The organism is Mycobacterium neglectum, from assembly GCF_002591975.1.
Lineage (GTDB): Bacteria > Actinomycetota > Actinomycetes > Mycobacteriales > Mycobacteriaceae > Mycobacterium > Mycobacterium neglectum.
Genome location: NZ_NVQE01000022.1, coordinates 63,372 through 80,369, shown reverse-complemented (window position 1 = coordinate 80,369; position 16,998 = coordinate 63,372). Strand labels below are relative to the sequence as shown.

At 66.1% G+C, this 16,998-nt stretch carries 14 protein-coding genes; 8 read left to right on the top strand and 6 right to left on the bottom strand.

The genetic code is table 11. The annotated features are described in order from the left end of the window. Window positions 1–40: 40 nt before the first annotated feature. Window positions 41–1,618: a threonine/serine exporter family protein gene (locus tag CSQ99_RS18080; RefSeq protein ID WP_099040403.1), complete on the bottom strand. Its 1,578-nt coding sequence runs from the start codon at window positions 1,616–1,618 to the stop codon at window positions 41–43. Between the two features lie 186 nt (window positions 1,619–1,804). Next, window positions 1,805–3,019: a metallophosphoesterase gene (locus CSQ99_RS18075; protein WP_099040383.1), complete on the bottom strand. Its 1,215-nt coding sequence runs from the start codon at window positions 3,017–3,019 to the stop codon at window positions 1,805–1,807. A 229-nt stretch (window positions 3,020–3,248) separates the two neighbouring features. Here CSQ99_RS18075 and CSQ99_RS18070 point away from each other — a divergent pair, with 229 nt between their 5' ends. Further along, the gene (locus CSQ99_RS18070) at window positions 3,249–4,103 is read left to right on the top strand and encodes a formate/nitrite transporter family protein (protein WP_099040382.1); all 855 of its coding nucleotides are present in this window, start codon (window positions 3,249–3,251) and stop codon (window positions 4,101–4,103) included. Further along, window positions 4,100–4,555 carry a cyanase gene (gene cynS, locus CSQ99_RS18065; protein ID WP_099040381.1) on the top strand — a complete coding sequence of 152 codons (456 nt, stop codon included), beginning with the start codon at window positions 4,100–4,102 and terminating at the stop codon, window positions 4,553–4,555. The genes CSQ99_RS18070 and cynS overlap by 4 nt, the downstream gene beginning before the upstream one ends. Here cynS and CSQ99_RS18060 read toward each other — a convergent pair whose 3' ends face one another. Then, window positions 4,556–5,893 (bottom strand): acetamidase/formamidase family protein, encoded by a 1,338-nt coding sequence (locus tag CSQ99_RS18060; RefSeq protein ID WP_099040380.1) that lies wholly within the window; start codon window positions 5,891–5,893, stop codon window positions 4,556–4,558. A gap of 80 nt (window positions 5,894–5,973) precedes the next feature. Between CSQ99_RS18060 and CSQ99_RS18055 the strand changes: the two genes are divergently transcribed. Next, a complete protein-coding gene (locus tag CSQ99_RS18055) occupies window positions 5,974–6,531 on the top strand; it encodes a TenA family protein (protein WP_099040379.1) in 558 nt (185 codons plus the stop codon). Further along, on the top strand, window positions 6,528–7,142 hold the full coding sequence (locus CSQ99_RS18050; protein WP_099040378.1) for a TenA family protein: 615 nt from the start codon (window positions 6,528–6,530) through the stop codon (window positions 7,140–7,142). Before CSQ99_RS18055 ends, CSQ99_RS18050 begins: the two co-directional genes overlap by 4 nt. 12 nt (window positions 7,143–7,154) lie before the next feature. Here the strand turns inward: CSQ99_RS18050 and CSQ99_RS18045 are convergent, their stop codons facing one another. The 3 genes from CSQ99_RS18045 to CSQ99_RS18035 are packed head-to-tail and all read right to left on the bottom strand — an operon-like array spanning window position 7,155 to window position 12,096. Further along, window positions 7,155–8,063 (bottom strand): AraC family transcriptional regulator, encoded by a 909-nt coding sequence (locus tag CSQ99_RS18045; protein ID WP_176561079.1) that lies wholly within the window; start codon window positions 8,061–8,063, stop codon window positions 7,155–7,157. Between the two features lie 10 nt (window positions 8,064–8,073). Beyond that, window positions 8,074–8,880: an alpha/beta hydrolase gene (locus tag CSQ99_RS18040; protein WP_099040376.1), complete on the bottom strand. Its 807-nt coding sequence runs from the start codon at window positions 8,878–8,880 to the stop codon at window positions 8,074–8,076. Between the two features lie 51 nt (window positions 8,881–8,931). Further along, window positions 8,932–12,096, bottom strand: a complete 3,165-nt coding sequence (locus tag CSQ99_RS18035) for an ATP-binding protein (protein WP_245908977.1) — start codon at window positions 12,094–12,096, stop codon at window positions 8,932–8,934. A gap of 208 nt (window positions 12,097–12,304) precedes the next feature. On the opposite strand from CSQ99_RS18035, the gene CSQ99_RS18030 reads away from it, so the two are divergent. The 4 genes from CSQ99_RS18030 to CSQ99_RS18015 all read left to right on the top strand — a co-directional run bounded on the left by CSQ99_RS18030 (window position 12,305) and on the right by CSQ99_RS18015 (window position 16,982). After that, a complete protein-coding gene (locus CSQ99_RS18030; RefSeq protein ID WP_099040375.1) occupies window positions 12,305–12,736 on the top strand; it encodes a VOC family protein in 432 nt (143 codons plus the stop codon). 15 nt (window positions 12,737–12,751) lie between these two features. Next, window positions 12,752–13,429, top strand: coding sequence for a type 1 glutamine amidotransferase domain-containing protein (locus tag CSQ99_RS18025; protein WP_099040374.1), 678 nt, complete (start codon window positions 12,752–12,754; stop codon window positions 13,427–13,429). Further along, a complete protein-coding gene (locus tag CSQ99_RS18020) occupies window positions 13,426–13,728 on the top strand; it encodes a putative quinol monooxygenase (RefSeq protein ID WP_099040373.1) in 303 nt (100 codons plus the stop codon). Before CSQ99_RS18025 ends, CSQ99_RS18020 begins: the two co-directional genes overlap by 4 nt. A gap of 101 nt (window positions 13,729–13,829) precedes the next feature. Further along, on the top strand, window positions 13,830–16,982 hold the full coding sequence (locus tag CSQ99_RS18015) for a cytochrome P450 (RefSeq protein WP_099040372.1): 3,153 nt from the start codon (window positions 13,830–13,832) through the stop codon (window positions 16,980–16,982). The last annotated feature ends 16 nt before the right edge of the window (window positions 16,983–16,998 follow it).

The following is a 16,998-nucleotide window of genomic DNA, read 5'->3' as shown; positions in this document are numbered from 1 at the left end:
CACAGTGGCGGGGCCACTAGTACGGCACAGTGGCGGGGCGCTACTGTTCGTCGCCGTCGGGCTCCCGCCGTTCACGCGTCTCGCCCACATCGTCGGCGGGTGTCGGTTCCAGTGCGACACTCAATGCTCGTTCGGCGGCCGCGGCGGCCCGCGTCTGGGGCACGGTCGGTCGGAGTCGCACCGCCCGGCCCACCGCACGGCGCAAACCGGGTGCCCCTCGCACGCGCAACAGATTGCCCAACCGCCCCGCCCGGTAGCGCAGCGGCGAACCGAGCAGTTCACCCATCACCACGCCGGCGCCGATCGCCAGCGCCGTCGCCGCAGCGGCCGCCGCTTGAGCGATCCCCTGGCCGTAGTCCTTGTCGACGACGAAATAGAACACCGCCCTGAACACGGCAAGGCCCGGCAGCATCGGCGTGATTCCGGCGGTGGCCGTCACCAGAGCCGGCGCCTGCCGCCGGATCGACGACAACGTCGCCAGCAAGCCGACCCCGACCGCGGCGGTCCCGGTGGCCACCACCTGGCCCAATCCTCCGTTCGCCAGCCCGATCAGTACCAACTCGGCTAGGCCGGCCACGACCCCGGCGGTAGCCACGGCGCGCAGACGTGCATAGCTGACGATGGTCAGGCATGCACCCGCCAACGCCGCACCCGACACGGCCAGCGCAATCGGGCCCGGCCCACTCGGAATGAAGAAGGTCTGCGTCGCATCGACTTGAAGCCTGATCGTGATGTCGGCAAGGGCAGCGACCTGAAGTCCGGCAAGAATGCCGACAACGATGCCCGCCGTCATGAACAGGACGTCACCGAGCCGAGCGACGGCGGTCAGCATGTATCCGGTGAGCGCGTCTTGTACCGAGCCGACCAGGGTCAGACCGGCGAGCAGCATCACGATCCCGGTGGCCACCAATGTGGTCGGCCCTTGATCGGCGAACCGGTAGGCCGCCACCGCGACAAGGGTGGCGATGAACGCTCCGGCCGCCTGCAGGAAGAACATCGGTGTTCCGAAGCGGTTCAGCAGCCGACCCACCCGATCGATGACCGCTGACGTGACGGCAGCCAAAAGGCAGGTCAACCACGTGCCGCCGAAGAGCATCGCGATGCCGAGGGCGAAGCCCGCCCATCCCACGGTCGCCACCCAGCGCGGGTACGGGTGCGGGCGCGCGGTCAACTCGTCCATCGCCTCGTGGGCCGACTCGACCGACACACCGCCGGAGGTGATCCGCCGGACCAGCCGATCAAGTTCCGCCAGCCTCGAGTAGTCGGTGGACCGGGTGTGGGCCGACCGCACGATGGTGACGGGCGGGCTGGCCTCCGTGGACAGCGCTGAGGCGAAGATGGTGGTGACGAACACATCGACGACACAGTCATGAAGCTGATAGGCCGCGGCCACGTCTTGAGCCGTCACGACGACATCCGCGGTGCCCGAGCCGGATGACAGCATCACCTCGGCGAGCCGAACAGTCAGATCGAGAACCTTGCGGGTGTGCAGATCGTCGGCGCCGCCGGACTGCCTGGTTCGCTGTCCGGCGGATGGAGCGGGATCACGACGCCCGACCAGCGGAATTCTCAGTCCGCGCCGGCGTCGGTCTGTGTTCGGAGTACGTGCAGGATCTATCACTGATCAGGAATCGATGTGCCCGCGATGCGTCGGGGTCATAAGCGCGACCATGCCTGTTCCATATCCGACAAAGTGGCGGTTCAAACCCGTGGGGTGTGGCTGGGCGAACCGTGCCCATCTGGGAGTGCGTTCGCCCGGGCCGCCGATATCAGCGGACGCCGCGACGACGGTTCCGCCTACCGTTCACATTCGTTGCCCACCAGTGCTATTCGGCACGCAGCGCAGGGTCAGCAGGGTGATCTCGCTGGGAGCGAACACGCGGAACGGCGGCCCCCAGAACCCTGTGCCGCGGCTGGTGTACAGCTGAGTCCGCTCACCGTGTCGACTCAGTCCCTGCACCACCGGTTGATCCAGTCGGACAAGGAAATTGAACGGCCAGATCTGGCCGCCATGGGTGTGTCCGGAAACCTGGAGATCGACGCCCGCCCGTACGGCGTGCGGAATCTGCTTTGGTTGGTGCGCCAGGAGGAACACCGGCAGCGCGCGGTCGGCACCTCTGAGCGCGGCATCGAGATTTGCGCCATGTCCGTGGACGCCGGACGCCTTGGCGGTGGCATCGTCCACCCCGGCGACGATGAGCCGGTCACCACCGCGTTCGACGACGACATGGCGATTGTGCAACGCAGCCCAGCCGATGCTCTCCATGTAATCGAGCCACCCCTGCGCCTCGCTGAAGTACTCGTGGTTGCCGGTGACATAGACACGCGCCGCGGCGGCCCGGGCCGACGCCAACGGGCTCGCCTGCTTCTCGCGTACCTCGACCGTTCCGTCGGCGATGTCGCCGAGGTGACAGACGACGTCGGCGCCGAGGCCGTTGACCCGCCCGACGACGGCTGCCGACCACCGCGCCCGGTCGATCGGACCGTAATGAGTGTCGGTGATGAGGGCGACGCGCAGGCCATCCAGACCGCGGCCGAGCCGGTCGATGGTCACCTCGATTTCCCGAACGCGCGGAACTCGCATCGCCTCGACGTAACCCCACCCGAGGAGGACCACCGCGACGACGAGGACACCGGCCGCGACCCACCGTGACCGCGCCGGATCCTGGACACCCGCGGCGAGCAGGACCAGGCGTGCGACCTGGCCCAACACCGACCAGACGAACAGCACCCACGCCGCGCCCAGTAGCGCGTCGCCGGCCGCGGCGGCCCCGTCGAGATGCCTGCGGCCGTGTCCCAGCACCATCAGCGACGGCAGGGCGATAGCCGCTGAGACGAAGATGAGTGTGCCCGCCACGAACACCGGCGTCGGCCAGGCCGCACCGGACGCCAGCAGCGTCCACCACGGCACCCCGAACAGCAGCAGCACGATGGCCACCACCACCGCCAGGCGCCGCAGATGGCGGGACCGCCGTGGCGGGTCGATCGATTCGACTACGTCGGCCGGGGTGTCTGTCATCAACGCCGACGTTACCTGCGGATTCGAGGGCTCGCCGCGCCGAACAACTCAGAACGCGCTCGGCCTCACAGCCGGCCCCGCCGGGTAGTGAAGAGAACGTGACATGGTCCTGTTCGCCGCTTCACATCGATGACACGGCCGTCGGGCAGGCTCGCGCAGATACCTAAATGCCGCCCGGCCATCGACGCCCTGGCGCTGATCGCACGTCGACGACGGAAGAAGCGACACCATGTCCTACGTGGAACCCCCGCAGTTCGTAACGAAGATGATCGACGCCGGTGAAAACAAGGTGTTCATGTCCACCCGAGACACCGTGATCCGTGCCTACATGGCCGGCGCCATCCTCGCGTTGGCCGCTGCGTTCGCGGTCACGATCACCGTGCAGACGGGCAACGCCCTTGTCGGAGCGGTGCTGTTTCCGGTCGGCTTCTGTCTGCTGTATTTGATGGGCTTCGACTTGCTCACCGGAGTATTCACGCTGGTTCCGCTGGCGTTACTCGACAAACGGCGTGGCGTCACGGTCCGGTCGATGTTGCGCAACTGGGGCCTGGTCTTCGTCGGTAATTTTCTCGGCGCGCTGACCGTGGCGCTGATGATCGCCATCACCGTGACCTACGCATTCACCGTGGATCCGAACGAGGTCGGCCAGAAGCTCGGGGAGATCGGAACCAGCCGCACGGTCGGATACGCCGACCACGGTGCCGCCGGGATGCTGACCCTTTTCATCCGCGGCGTGCTCTGCAACTGGATGGTCTCGACCGGTGTCGTCGCAGCAATGATGTCGACTTCGGTGACGGGCAAGGTAATCACCATGTGGATGCCCATCATGCTGTTCTTCTACATGGGCTTCGAACACTCGGTGGTGAACATGTTCCTCTTCCCGTCCGGGCTCATGCTCGGCGGCGACTTCTCGATCGCGGACTATTTCATCTGGAATGAGATCCCCACTGTGGTGGGCAATCTCGTCGGCGGACTCGCGTTCGTCGGGCTCACGCTCTACGCAACGCACGCCCGCACCGGTATCGAGTGGAATCGTCCGACCGATCCCGCCGACTTCAAGCTGCCCGCCGAGGCGAACGCATGAGCCGGGCTGAGGTCACGGCGCAAATCAGCGCCGCTCGTCTAGCCAAGGGACTCACTTGGCAGCAGCTTGCCGACGCCATCGACAAGCCGGTGGTGTGGACAGTCGCGGCGCTGCAAGGCCAACACCCGCTTCCGGCCGAGTCCGGCAAGGTACTCGTTGACATGCTCGGCCTCGACGAGTCGGCGGTGGCGGTGTTGGCGGCGGTACCGATGCGCGGTGGACTACCCGGCGCGGTACCCACCGATCCGACGATCTACCGTTTCTACGAGGCACTTCAGGTCTACGGCGGCGCCATCAAGGAGCTCATCCACGAACAGTTCGGCGACGGGATCATGAGCGCCATCAACTTCAGCCTCGATGTCGAGCGCAAGGCCCATCCTGACGGAGACCGGGTGGTGGTGACCTTCGACGGGAAGTTCCTGCCCTACGCGTGGACGGCGGCCGGCGGCTAACTATTCGAAGTGCGATTTCGGGATCTGGGCATGCACCCCGACCGTCTTGTCGACCACCTGACTGACAGCGAAGTTCGCCGCCGCAGAGAGGTACGCGTACGCCGTCGGCCGATCCATACCTCGATCGTCCTCGAGGAAGTTCAAGGCATTGATCACTGCACGACGCATCGCGACATCGAGGTCGTTGCCCTGCGCGTTGGCCGCACCGTCGGGGTCGGACAATCCGATCGGGATCCACGAATCCTTGTTCTCGGCAAAGGGATACGTGTAGGCGACCGACGGCGCATCAGCGGTACCCTTCTTGCACACTGTGAGACGGAACGTACCCCGCAACGATCCCTCCATCGCCGTCAGCGCGACTTCACCGTCCCCCATCGCCATGTGTGGGTCACCGACGTAGAAGAGCGCGCCGTCTGCAAAGACCGGCAGGTAGAACGTCGACCCCGGTGCCAGCAGGCTGATGTCGATGTTTCCGCCGCCGAGCGTCGGAGGAACGGAGTTGGCATTCGGGGACGTCAGGCCGGGCGCATCAACGTAGGCGACTCCCATCATCCCCATGAAGGGCCGCAACGGAAACCGCACCGCCGCATTGCCGAACGGCATCACGCCTTTGCCGTCTTCGACGACGGTGAACGTGGATACGTTTCCGTACTTGGTCGGATCCTTGGATTTGCGCCCGTCCGTCGCCACCGGCGGCATCACCTCGTCCATCCCGATACCGGCCGGGGCTTCGCCCTTCGCGGAAAGTGCCAGCGCCCCTTTACCGTGCCTGCTGGAGACCACGCCGTACGGGACCCGGGGAGTGGCCTCAAGTGTCTCGACCTTGAGGACATCGCCCGGCTGCGCGCCTTCGACGAAGATCGGGCCGGTGACGACGTGGGGACCGTCGGTGTCGAAGTCGCGCGGAGTGCGTCGGTATCCCGCGGCGATATCGACCGCATCTTTCAACACATCACCTTCGGCGACGTCGTGGCCGCCGAAGTACTCGATCGGATTTCGGCCCTGATCTTCGAGGATTCCCTCGTGTGACACGGTGTCGATGGTGACGGTCTGCCCGGATCTCATCTGCAGCACCGACTGCGCGTGCACGGTGGGAACGTAGCCCCACAACACCTGGTCAGGGTGCGAGCTGAGGTAGTGGTCACCGGGCATGGGGCCGCCGCCCGGCTGGAGAATCTCGGCGACGCTGGCCATCGCCCCGCTGCCGTCGCCCGTGGAGGAGGTACACGATGCCGTACCGACGACGCCTGCTCCTGCGCCCAATGCGGCCACCGCTTGCACGAATCGGCGACGTCCGATACCCCGTGTGATCATCTCGGCGGCTTGTTCACTGTTCATCCACTGGGCATTCCCAGATCCGATTTCAGAGTTGTTGCCTGCGAGTAACGACTTCTCGACGTGGGACTAGTCTTTCGGGCGTGCTCGATGCCTTGTGGACCGCCGCGACCCGGCATCCGTTTCTCGACGCGGTGCGGGACTGCACCATCGCCGACACGGACTTCAACCGGTGGTTGGCTCAGGACGCGCTTTTTGTCGCCGATCTGCTCACCTTTCAGGCGCGACTGCTCGCGCGCGCACCTCGCCCGGCTCAGGGAGTGCTCGCCGGGGGAAGTGTCGCACTGGTCGACGAGCTGGACTGGTTCGAGGTGCAGGCCACCCGCCGAGACGTCGAACTGGAGCAGCAGGCGCTGCCTGCGACGCTCGCCTACCGCGAGCTGCTGCTGCGCCTGGACGCCATGCCCGTCGACGGGGCACTGACCGGTCTCTGGGTCATCGAAAAGGTGTACCTACTCGCATGGTCCTCGGCCGCCTCGGACTCGTCGCCACTGCGCGAGTTCGTGGAGCACTGGACCGCGCCGGGTTTCGCGGCTTACGTCGACGCGCTCGGCGAATTGGCCACCCCCGAAGGCCACGACGACGTGGTCGCCGAGGTGCTCACGCATGAGGTGGCGTTCTGGGATATGGCGCTGACGTGAGCCTCTCCCGTCGACTGTGGTCCGCCAATTCCGATTCCGCCGCCGACGCGTTGGCGCATCCGTTCATCCGCCGGCTCGGTGACGGCTCACTGGACCGTGAGATTTTCGCGGGCTATGTCGCCCAAGATGCGTTCTTCCTCGAATCCTTCGCGCGCGCCTACGCTTTGGCCCTGTCTCGTAGCTCCGACACGCCAACGCTCATCGCGTTGGCCGGCCTGATCGCCGGAGTCGCCGACGAGTTGCGTCTGCACAACTCCTATGCCGCGCGCTGGGGCATCGATATGGCCGGCGTCGAACCCTCGCCTGCGACGCTGGCCTACACCGACTTCCTTCTCGCCACTGCGGCAACGTGCGGACTTGGCGTCACGCTCGCGGCGATGACTCCGTGCATGCGCCTCTACGCCTGGCTCGGGGCATCGTTGGACGCAGACGCGGCCGGACCGTACGCGGAATGGGTGCAGACGTACGCCGATCCCGGCTTCGACGGTCTGGCATCGCAGCTCGAAGGGCTCCTCGACCAGCATGCCGACGACAGCCCGGCCGTCGGGCAGGCCTACCAACGCGCGATGCGCCTGGAGGTCGAGTTCTTCGACTCGGCACTGCCGCGCTGAGGGCGGGTGCGGTCAGCTGGCAACCCTGCACCGGAGCATGTGCGCGTCTGCGTAATCACCGGGGGTGACGCCGAACCGATTGCGGAAGCCCTTGATGAAGTGCGAGACGCTCGTGTAACCGACCGCACGCGACACGTCCGCGACGCCGCGTCGTCCGTCGTCGAGCAGTCGACGTGCGCGATCCAAACGGGCCGCTTTCACATACTGATACGGCGAGCGCCCGGTCACGTCGCGAAATGCCCGGGAGAATGCCGATGGGCTCAAACACACCTGCGCTGCGAGGATTTCGACCGTCAGCGGCTCGGCCAGGTGCCCAGGGATGTAATCCAGCGCGGCGGCGACAGGGTTGGCCATCGCTTGATAGGCGGCCAATGCCAGCAACTGTTCCCGGAGGTCGCTCTGCAACACGCGATAGACCAACTCCTGCAGGCGTAGCGGCGCCAGGACGCGACGGTCACATGCAGGCGAGAGTGATCCGACGAATCGCATGACGGTGTGCACCAACTCCACGTCAGGGGTGACCACCGCGCACTCGTTTCCGGCGTCGTGGGGCCGCCCAAGTGCCACACCTGCGCCTTGCATGCTCTCCGAAACCGAGCGGACCAACTCCGGAGAGATCTGCACCACGAGACACAATGCCGGCTGGGTCGGCGACGCCTCGAGGATCTGGCAGTCGAAGTCACTGCCGCGGCCGATCACCACGAAGTGGGTCTGGCCGTGCAGACGCTCTCCAGCGACGGCCGTCTGCGCTCCACCCCCTTGGGCGATGAGTCCGAGGGACAGCGATTCGATCTCGTCCCACCGCGGCAGGGTGGGCCGCGTGAACCGGTAGATGGTCAAACCCGGCCATGCGCCGCTGTTGGCGCCGTGCGCGCATGCGCGCTTGCTCAGCTCCGCACGGAGCTGCGTGGAGGCCGACATGCCTATCACGTCACGGGTTCGTACCGGCGAAGCCGTTGTCGGCAAGCCAGGAGCGTGCGACATCGGCGACCTCGGGCCAGCGATGATCTACGGTCAGGGAATGGCCGTGGCCGTCGAACTCATGAAAGTCCGTGACGGCCGAAGACTTCGAGTACCGCTTGAAGGCTGCCCTGACGCTGACGAGCGGCACGGTGTGATCGGCCGTGCCCGCCGTGATCAGTAGCGGTCCACGCGATGTGTTGGAGGTGTCGACCTTGGCGGGCGAACTCGGGATGAAATTCGCCGTCCCCACTTCGAAGAGCGGCTTGCCCGGTGAGGGGATCGCCCACTTTTCCCACAGAGAATCGGATTCCGATTCGGTCAGGGTGTTGCCGAAGCCATACCGAAACTGCTTCCGTGTCAATCCTTTTGCGCGACTCCAGTTCAGGGGGTTGCCCAGAACCGGGAATGCGGACCGCAACTGTGCGAAGGGCAACGGTTTGACGCCCTGCATGGGTGCGGGGTCGATCGCGACCGCGGCGGCCACCTTGTTCTGGCCGAGGAGCTTCTGCGCGATCAGCCCGCCGAAGGAGTGGCCGATAGCTATCGGCGGATTGGGAAACTGCTCGATGACCGCCGCGAAATGCTCGGTCACCTGGTCGAGCCCGAAGCCCGCCTGCGCGCCTGGGTTGTCTCGGGTCGCCTCGACGGTGTCGGCTTCGCCGGGCCACCGAGGTGCGATCGCGCGATACCCGTTGCCTGCGAAGTACTCCACCCACGGTTGCCAGGATGTGTGCGAGACCCACAGCCCGTGGATCAAGACGATGTCGGCCGCCACAACCGCGAACGTATCCGGGTCGTGTTGACGATAAGTGGACGCTTTGTGGACTCAGTCGAGGGCGGCCAGGAATTCGTCAACCCGCGCGGCGAACAGCCGCGCGCCGCGCTCGATCGACAGCGCGCGGGCAGCTTCGGCGACCGATCGCACGGCAGCGACCGGCTCTCCGCGTGCGTGCAGAAGCCGCGCGCGCAGCAGCCCGATGAGGCCCTCGGGGTAGCGCTGCCCGTACGCGTTCAGGTAGAAGTCGGCGCGGTTGAGGGCTGCGGTGGCGTCGTCGGTGGATCCGGCAGCCAGTTGCATTTCCCCGAGCAGGCCATACCAGGTGGCGACACACGACCGGGGCGGATCGAGCAGGTTGGCGGCGATGATCCGCTTGGCCTCGGGAATGCTTGCGCCCTGGTCTTCGCCGGTTACGGCCAACGCCCAGCATCGTGCCAGCCGCTGGTACGTCCCGAGGAAGACGAAAGAGAAGCCCGGGTCCACCGCGATCCCCCGCTCGGCCGCACGCAGCGCCCACTTGGGGTCGCCGACCAGCGAGGCCACTCTGCACACCATGGTGGCCCACACCGTGATTCGGTAAGGGCTGTCGGCGGCGTTTTCGAGCGTGTCGAGCAGTGCCCGCGCCGCGTCGACGTCTCCGTGGACGGCAGAAATCTCCGCAAGCATTCCGATCATGAGTGACTGCAGGTCGCCCCGGACCGGATCTTGTTCGCGCTGCGCGAGACCCGCGAGCAAGATCTCCCTCGATTGGCTCACGTACCGGAGGGACTCTCCGACGCTGCCCATGTGGTACTGGTGAATTCCCCAGGCTTGTATCCCGTAGGTGCGCAGCATCGGATCAGACGACTCATAGCCCTGCTCGAGCAAGCGGCGGGCGAGCGAACCGCTTCGGTCGAATTCAACGGCCTGGTGATGAGCGGTCCAGCGCGAGAAGAGAAACCCGGTGGCCTCCAACTCTCGGCCGAGGCTGCGGGCGAGGTGCTCGGCGCGCTCGAGCAAGTCCAGGGCCGCGGTGCCGTACATGGACCGCATTCCCACTACCGCGGTCAGCTGTGTCAGAGCAGAGAATTCGAGCGCCGCCAGACCGGTGTCCCGCGAGATCTGAACGGCCGAACGGAGGTGTCGTTCAGCCGCGTCGAGGGCGGATTTCGTCGCGGCGACGCTGCCCGCACGAATCAGTGCGCCCGCCGTCCTGGCCGGGTCGGCGAGCGGGCCGGCCGACCACAGGTGATACGCAAGGCGTTCGGTGACGGATTCGTCGACCGCCTCGGTGCGCTCGAGTGCGTCGGCGATGCGCACGTGCAATTGGGTGGCGCGACCCGGCGGCGTGGTCGCGACGACCGACTCGCGGACCAGGTCGTGTGCGAATCGGAACGCGTGGGGGTCCTGCATCGGCGCGACCAGACCGAGGCCTTCGAGCGGCTCGAGTCGATCCAGACATGTCTGCACGTCGAGGCCGGCGACTCGGGCGAGCAGACCCACGGCGACTTCGCGGCCGGTGAGCGCCGCGGCCTCCAGCAGATGCTTGACCTCGTCGTCGACGTCGGCCAGCCGGTCCCGAACGATGTCTCGCACCGTCGCCGGAACGTCGGCATGCCGTGCTCCGCCATTCGCGGAGATCCTGGACAGCTCCCGGACGAAGAACGGATTACCACCCGTGCGGGCGTAGATGCTTCGGGTCGCGTCAGCTCCGGGATCGCGGCCAGTCTCGCGGCGGACGAGTTCGGACACCTCGCTGAGGTCGAGCGGGCCGACCCGGATACGGCGGTGTCCAGGTACCCGACTCGCGCCCGCCAACATGCGGGCCAACTCCGTGCCGGGCGTCGGCGCCCGGTCGCGCAGTGCCCCGACGAGCACGGTGCCCGCGGGCAACCGCGCCGCCAGGTGGGTGAACAGCTGCAGTGAGGCCACGTCCGCCCAGTGCAGGTCGTCGATCACCAGGACGAGCGGAGCTTGCGACGTGACTTCGCCGACGACACCAACAACGTGCTCGAACAAGCGGAATTGGCCACCGCTGTCTGGGAACACCGATCCGCCCAGGACGCCGTCGCGCGGTTCGACGAGGCGGCCGAGATCGCTTGCGAGCCACTTCTCCTTGACTGCTGCCGGCAGGGCGTCCATCACCGTGCGGATCGCCTCCACCCAAGGCCACATCGACGGCGTTCCGTCTCCCTGTATGCAATGCCCCCATACGACACGTGCGCCGCGCTGATCTGCTTCGGCCGCAACCTCTTCCAGCAGGCGCGTTTTGCCGACGCCCGGCTCGCCCTCCACGATCACAAGTCCCGACCCACTGAGGAACGCCGGATCCATGCCCTGTCGGAGCACGGCGAGTTCGTCGGCTCGGCCAACCGGTCCTTCGCCAACCGCCACCCCGGCTGCGGCATCCGGGGCGGGAGTGAGCACTCGGTGGTGAGCGTCGTCAAGGGCTTGACCCGGGTCGAGCCCGAGCTCGTCGGCGAGACGGGCGCGCACCGTACGAAAGACCGAGATCGCCTCAACCTGCCGCCCGGCGGCACCCAGCGCGGTGACGAGGCTCGCGTGCAGTGGTTCGTGCAGAGGTGCCATCCGGGCGGCCAACTGCAGAGGTGCCAACACTCGCTCCGGCCGGCCCAGTGCGACCGCGAGTTCAGTTGCCGCCGTGCAGGTATCGAAGAACTCGTTGTTCAGCCCGGAGAAGTCGGCGACCGCCGCAGGTCCCTGCGCCAGGCCGTCTGCCGCCGGGGTGGTCCAGAGTTGCAAAGCCGCGGCGTAATCGTCGAGCGCCGTGATTCGGCGGTGGTGTGACAGCGCGGCTTCCGCGGCGACGACGGATTCGCGGAAGCTGACCAGGTCCAGTACGCCGGGTCGGGGCGTGAACAGATATCCGTTGCCCCGACGGAGCAGATATGACCCCGTTGCCCGCGCCGGCAGTGCGGGTTCGAGCACGCGCCGGAGCGTGCCGATGTACTTGTGGAGGACGTTGACGGCGCTCGCTGGAGCCTCATGGCCCCAGATGAGTTCGATCAGCTCGGAGGTGCTCGTCGGTCGCCCTGCCCGGGCGAGGAGCAGAGCGAGCACGCACGCCTGCTGCGGCGGCCCGGCGTCCAACTCGACACCGTCGCGCCAAACCCGCAGCGGACCGAGGATCTGCAGACGCAGGGAAACATCCGGAACAGTCCCATCGTTGCCACGGATGTCGACGTGTCCACTGGGCACACCCAAGTCCGTCACTCTCCGATCGATGCGACCGATTGCGTACTGCGCGAACCATGCTCCGGCCCAGCTCAGTTACCAGACGAGATTACAATCCCTGGCGCTTTGCTCGCTGGCCTAGTGCAAATCGACCGTGCTATCGCGCAGACCAACTCGATACCCGGGGACATACTCCGCGTTCCGGTCCCAGGCCGAAGAATGGGTACCGGCCGAAAGGAGACGTACCTTGAGCGCGACCGTCGACGCCAGGGTGGGCGGAGTTCATCACGTGTCGTTGACGGTCACCGATCTCGAGACGAGCATCGCGTGGTACCAGCGGGTGTTCCGCACCGAACGGTTGGACATCACGATCCCTCACCACGGCCGGGAGGAAACCGGTTACAGCGTGCTGCTACCCGAGCCTCGATCCGGTCTCATCTTCGGACTGCACCGCAACGTCCACAATCGCGGCGAACCGTTCGACGAGGCCTGCACCGGTTTGGATCATGTCTCGTTCGGCGTCGCCGGCCGCGCTGCACTCGAGGTCTGGACCGCATGGCTTGACGCGCTCGGGGTCAGCCATACGGGCATCGTCGACGAAACGGAACCCATCACCTACTCGACGGTGGTGTTCCGCGACCCGGACAACATTCAGCTCGAACTCATCGCCGTGGACTAAGCCAAGGAGTGTGCCGTGCCAGTTCCCTACGTCCTTTTCGTTGCCACCAACGCGGCGATCATCGGCCCGAACAATCGCGCCACGGGGTTCTTTTTCCCCGAGATCGCCCACCCCTTCGAGGCGCTTGACCGTGCCGGTATTGCCGTCGAATTCGCCTCGCCGTTGGGCGGCAAGCCGCCCGAGGACGGGTTCGACGCCGATGATCCCGGGCAGACGACCTTCCTCGAGAGCAAGGCGTATCGACGACTGTCACGCAGCCGCAAGCTGTCCGAAGTCGACGTGCTCGACTACGACGCGGTCTTCTTCCCGGGCGGACTCGGACCGATGGTGGATATCACCGGCAATCCGGAGGTGCAGGACGCCGTGATCCGCGCGTGGGATGCCGGTCTCATCGTCTCCGCCGTCTGCCACGGTCCGTCGGCGTTCCTGGGTGTCACTCTCGACGACGGCTCGCCCCTGGTGCGTGGCCGCAAGCTCACCGCCTTTTCGGACGCGGAAGAGAACGGATATGCGGACAAGGACGTGCCCTTCGATCTCGAGGCGGCGCTGCGCGAAGAAGGCGCACTCTACGAGGCGACCGAGCCGTGGCATTCCAACCTCGTCGTCGACGGTCGCCTCATCACCGGCCAGAACCCGCAATCGGGGGCAGTGGTCGGAGAGGCGCTGGTCGACGCGCTCAAGCAGACCCGATGACCGCCGACGAACCTGTCGTTGTTGTCGCGCATTGGCAGACCACCGCCAACTCGCTGGACACGGTGCTGGAACACGTTGCGGCGCTTCGCCGCCAGGCGTTGGCCGAACCCGGATGCCTCGGTTACGAAGCCTTTCAAAACGTTGACGACTCCACCACCATCGTGCTCATCGAGCATTACCGCGACGAGGACGCACAAATCTCACACGTGAATTCTCTCCACTACCAGGAGCTGGTGGTGGGGCTGATTCGCCCTCTCCTCACCGATAGGCGGGTGGAGGTATTGCGCGCGACAGCATGAGCCAATGCGATACAGCGCCTTGGGGTAGGTAGGCAGCGCGCCAAGATCAATTTCGGACAACTGCGCCGGTCAAGAGCACCCGAGAGACTACGCTCCGCTGGATGCAACTGGGACCGTCGCCACCCCCGGAACTGGACGGAGTCCCCTCCGCCGAGGGCGCTCTTCCTGGCCCGGAACTATTGGTCGGCCGCCCCTACGCATTGCCGATTGACCTCTTCGGCGAACTGCACGGCCCGTTGTTCTATGCCGACTATGACGGGGAGCGCAAGCTCTATGCCTGCTCTGCCGAATTGGTCGAGGAGTTGTGCGACGAAGACCGCTTCGCCAAGAACCTCACCAAATCGCTGGACCGGGTCCGGCCGCTGGCCGGCGACGGACTCTTCACGAGTTACTACGGCGAGTCCAACTGGCAGAAGGCGCATGACGTCCTGCTGCCCGGTTTCAGCTACGCCGGGCTGCGCAACTACCACTCCGCGATGCTCGACATCAACTGCGAGCTCATCAAGCGTTGGGACGTCAGCGCCGGCAAGCAGCCGGTCGACGTGTCCACCGACCTTCAGAAGCTCGCGATGGACACCGTCGGACTGGCCGGATTCGGAGCCAGATTCAACTCCTATGACTACGACGGACTGGCCCCGATCCCCGCGACCTTCACCGCGGCGCTGTCCGAGGTTTTCCAGAACGGGACGACGCCCCAGTTCAATGCCGAACTAGCCAATCTGCACGCCTATTTCGATGAACTGACCGTCGCACACCGATCCGGTGCGGCCGATGCGGCGGACGACCTCCTGTTCGTCATGCTCGGCCACGACGCCAACGGCGCGCCGCTGCTCGATCGGGACAACATCAACAACCAGATCATGACGTTCCTTATCGCAGGCCAACTGACGACCTCCGAGCTGATGCCCAACACCGTGTACAACGTTGTGCACCACCCCGCGGTGTTGGCCCGCGTACGCGCCGAGGTGGACGAGGTGTTCGGAACCGACGACGACTACCTGCCCACGTACGACGACATCGGCAAGTTCAGCTATCTGCGCCAGGTCATCAATGAGACGCTGCGGCTATCCCCGCCGGTGCTCGAATTTGATCGAATGGCATTGTCGGACACCGTCATCGGTGGGCAATACCCAGTCAAGAAGGGTGAGGCTGTCTCGGTGCTCACCGGATCGCTGCACCGTCAGCCGGGGTGGGGCGACAACGTCGAGTTCTTCGACCCCGACCGATTCTCTCCCGAGCGGTCCGAGTTCCGCTCAGCGGGTCTGTTCAAACCGTTCGGCACCGGGGCACGTTCGTGCATCGGACGTCAGTTCGCCCTGCACGAGGCCACCCTGGCGATCGCACGAATTTTCCACCGTTACCGGCTCATCGACTCGCAACACTATGCGCTGCAATGGGATAGCGCCACGAGTCGGCGCCCGGTCGGGTTCCATCTGGACCTCGTCCGGCGCAGTCCCGACGATCGTCGCACCCACGTCACGACTGCGGGAGCCACCTCCCCCCAACCGCCGCCCGGCCCTGTGGGAGCGGTCAAGGCCGGCACGACGCTGGCGGTGCTGCACGGCTCCAACCTGGGCACGTGCCGGGCGATCGCCAAACAGCTGGCTGAGGAGGCCGCCGACAAGGGCTGCCAGACATCCGTTGCGCCGCTTGACAGTGCAGCGGGCCGATTGCCGGCAGCCGATGTCACGCTGATCGTCGCCTCGTCCTACAACGGCCAGCCGACCGACGATGCCCGCGCATTTCTGGCCTGGCTCACCGGAGGGGACGCGGCGCTGGAAGGTGCACCGCTGTTCGCGGTGCTGGGAGTCGGCGACCACAACTGGGCCGACACCTATCAGGCCATCCCCAAGCGCATCGACGAGAGGCTGGCCGAGTTGGGCGGCACCTGCCTGGTCCCACGAGCTTCGGCCGACACCTCGGGTGACCTCACCGGCACCGTCGAAGAGTTCTCCACCGCGCTCTGGGCGGCCGTGACCGAGCGCTTCGGCGATCCAGACGCCGCCCCCGTCAGCGACACAGATGAGCCGCTCTACGAATTGCACCCGATCATCGGCCCGGTGACCACGGCGATCGACACCCGCTTCGCGGTGACACCGATGACCGTGCTCGAGAACACCGAGCTCGTCAGTGACCAAGCCTTCGGCTCAGCCAAACACTATGTGCGCATTGCCCTTCCAGAGGGAATGGACTATCACACCGGCGACCACCTGACCATTCTCGCCGACAACCCGCCCGAACTGGTCGACACGGTGATCGAACTTCTGGAGATCCAGCCGGATCTGCGTCTGTCGATCAACCCGCGCCGCGCCTCCAGGCGGCTCATCGCTCTGGATCGCGAAGTCAGCGTGCGCGAGTTGCTCACGCACTTCGTGGAGCTGCGAAAGCCGGCGTCGCGCAGCCAGTTGAAGCGGCTGGCGGCGGCCAATCCGTGTGTGCCGGAGCGGGCGCGCCTCGAAGAACTCGCGGCGGCGAGCGAACCTACAGTACTGAGCACCCTTGAATGCCTGTTGGAGTTCCCCGCGTGCGAGGTGACCGACGAAGAGTTGCTTGAACTTCTCGAGCCGATGACGCCGCGGCACTATTCCATCGCTTCGTCATCGCGGTTGTCCCCGCAAGTCGTCGGGCTGGTCGTCAGCGTGCTGGGCGCTCCCGCCCGCTCCGGTCACGGTCTGTTCAAGGGGGTGGCCTCCAATCATCTCGGCGCGATCGCGCCAGGGGAGCTGATCAGGGCCCGGGTCGATCAGGCCCGACAGGCTTTTCGGGCCGGAGCCGATCCCAGCCGCAATGTCATCCTGGTCAGCGCGGGAACCGGGGTCGCCCCGTTCTGCGGTTTCCTCGGAGACAGGTTGGCTGCCAAACAATCCGGCGAGCCGTTCACCTCGGCGCTGTGTTTCTTCGGCGTCCGCGACCCGGTCGTCGACTACATCTTCCGAGAGGACTTCGAGGAGGGCGAGAGGCTCGGAATCGTGCGGATGCGGCCCGCATTTTCGCGCGCGTCGCAGAACGGGGTGCGCTACGTCCAAGACCGCATCGCCGCCGACGCCGACGACGTCTGGGACCTGCTCGGCGATCCCGCGAAGGACGCGTATGTGTACGTGTGCGGCGACGGCGCGCAGATGGCGCCCGCCGTGCGTCGAGCCTTCCTCGACATCTATCGGGCGCGCAGCGGAGCCGATGAGAACCAGGCTGCGGATTGGCTGGACGGGCTGGTGGCCTCCGACCGCTATGTCGAAGACGTATGGGCGGGATGAACCCGAACCCGCAGGC

Coding starts and splice junctions, on each gene's coding strand:
- CSQ99_RS18075 (WP_099040383.1), bottom strand. CDS start 3,019: ATGACAGACACCCCGGCCGACGTAGTCGAATCGATCGACCCGCCACGG.
- CSQ99_RS18070 (WP_099040382.1), top strand. CDS start 3,249: ATGTCCTACGTGGAACCCCCGCAGTTCGTAACGAAGATGATCGACGCC.
- cynS (WP_099040381.1), top strand. CDS start 4,100: ATGAGCCGGGCTGAGGTCACGGCGCAAATCAGCGCCGCTCGTCTAGCC.
- CSQ99_RS18060 (WP_099040380.1), bottom strand. CDS start 5,893: ATGAACAGTGAACAAGCCGCCGAGATGATCACACGGGGTATCGGACGT.
- CSQ99_RS18045 (WP_176561079.1), bottom strand. CDS start 8,063: ATGTCGGCCTCCACGCAGCTCCGTGCGGAGCTGAGCAAGCGCGCATGC.
- CSQ99_RS18020 (WP_099040373.1), top strand. CDS start 13,426: ATGACCGCCGACGAACCTGTCGTTGTTGTCGCGCATTGGCAGACCACC.
- CSQ99_RS18015 (WP_099040372.1), top strand. CDS start 13,830: ATGCAACTGGGACCGTCGCCACCCCCGGAACTGGACGGAGTCCCCTCC.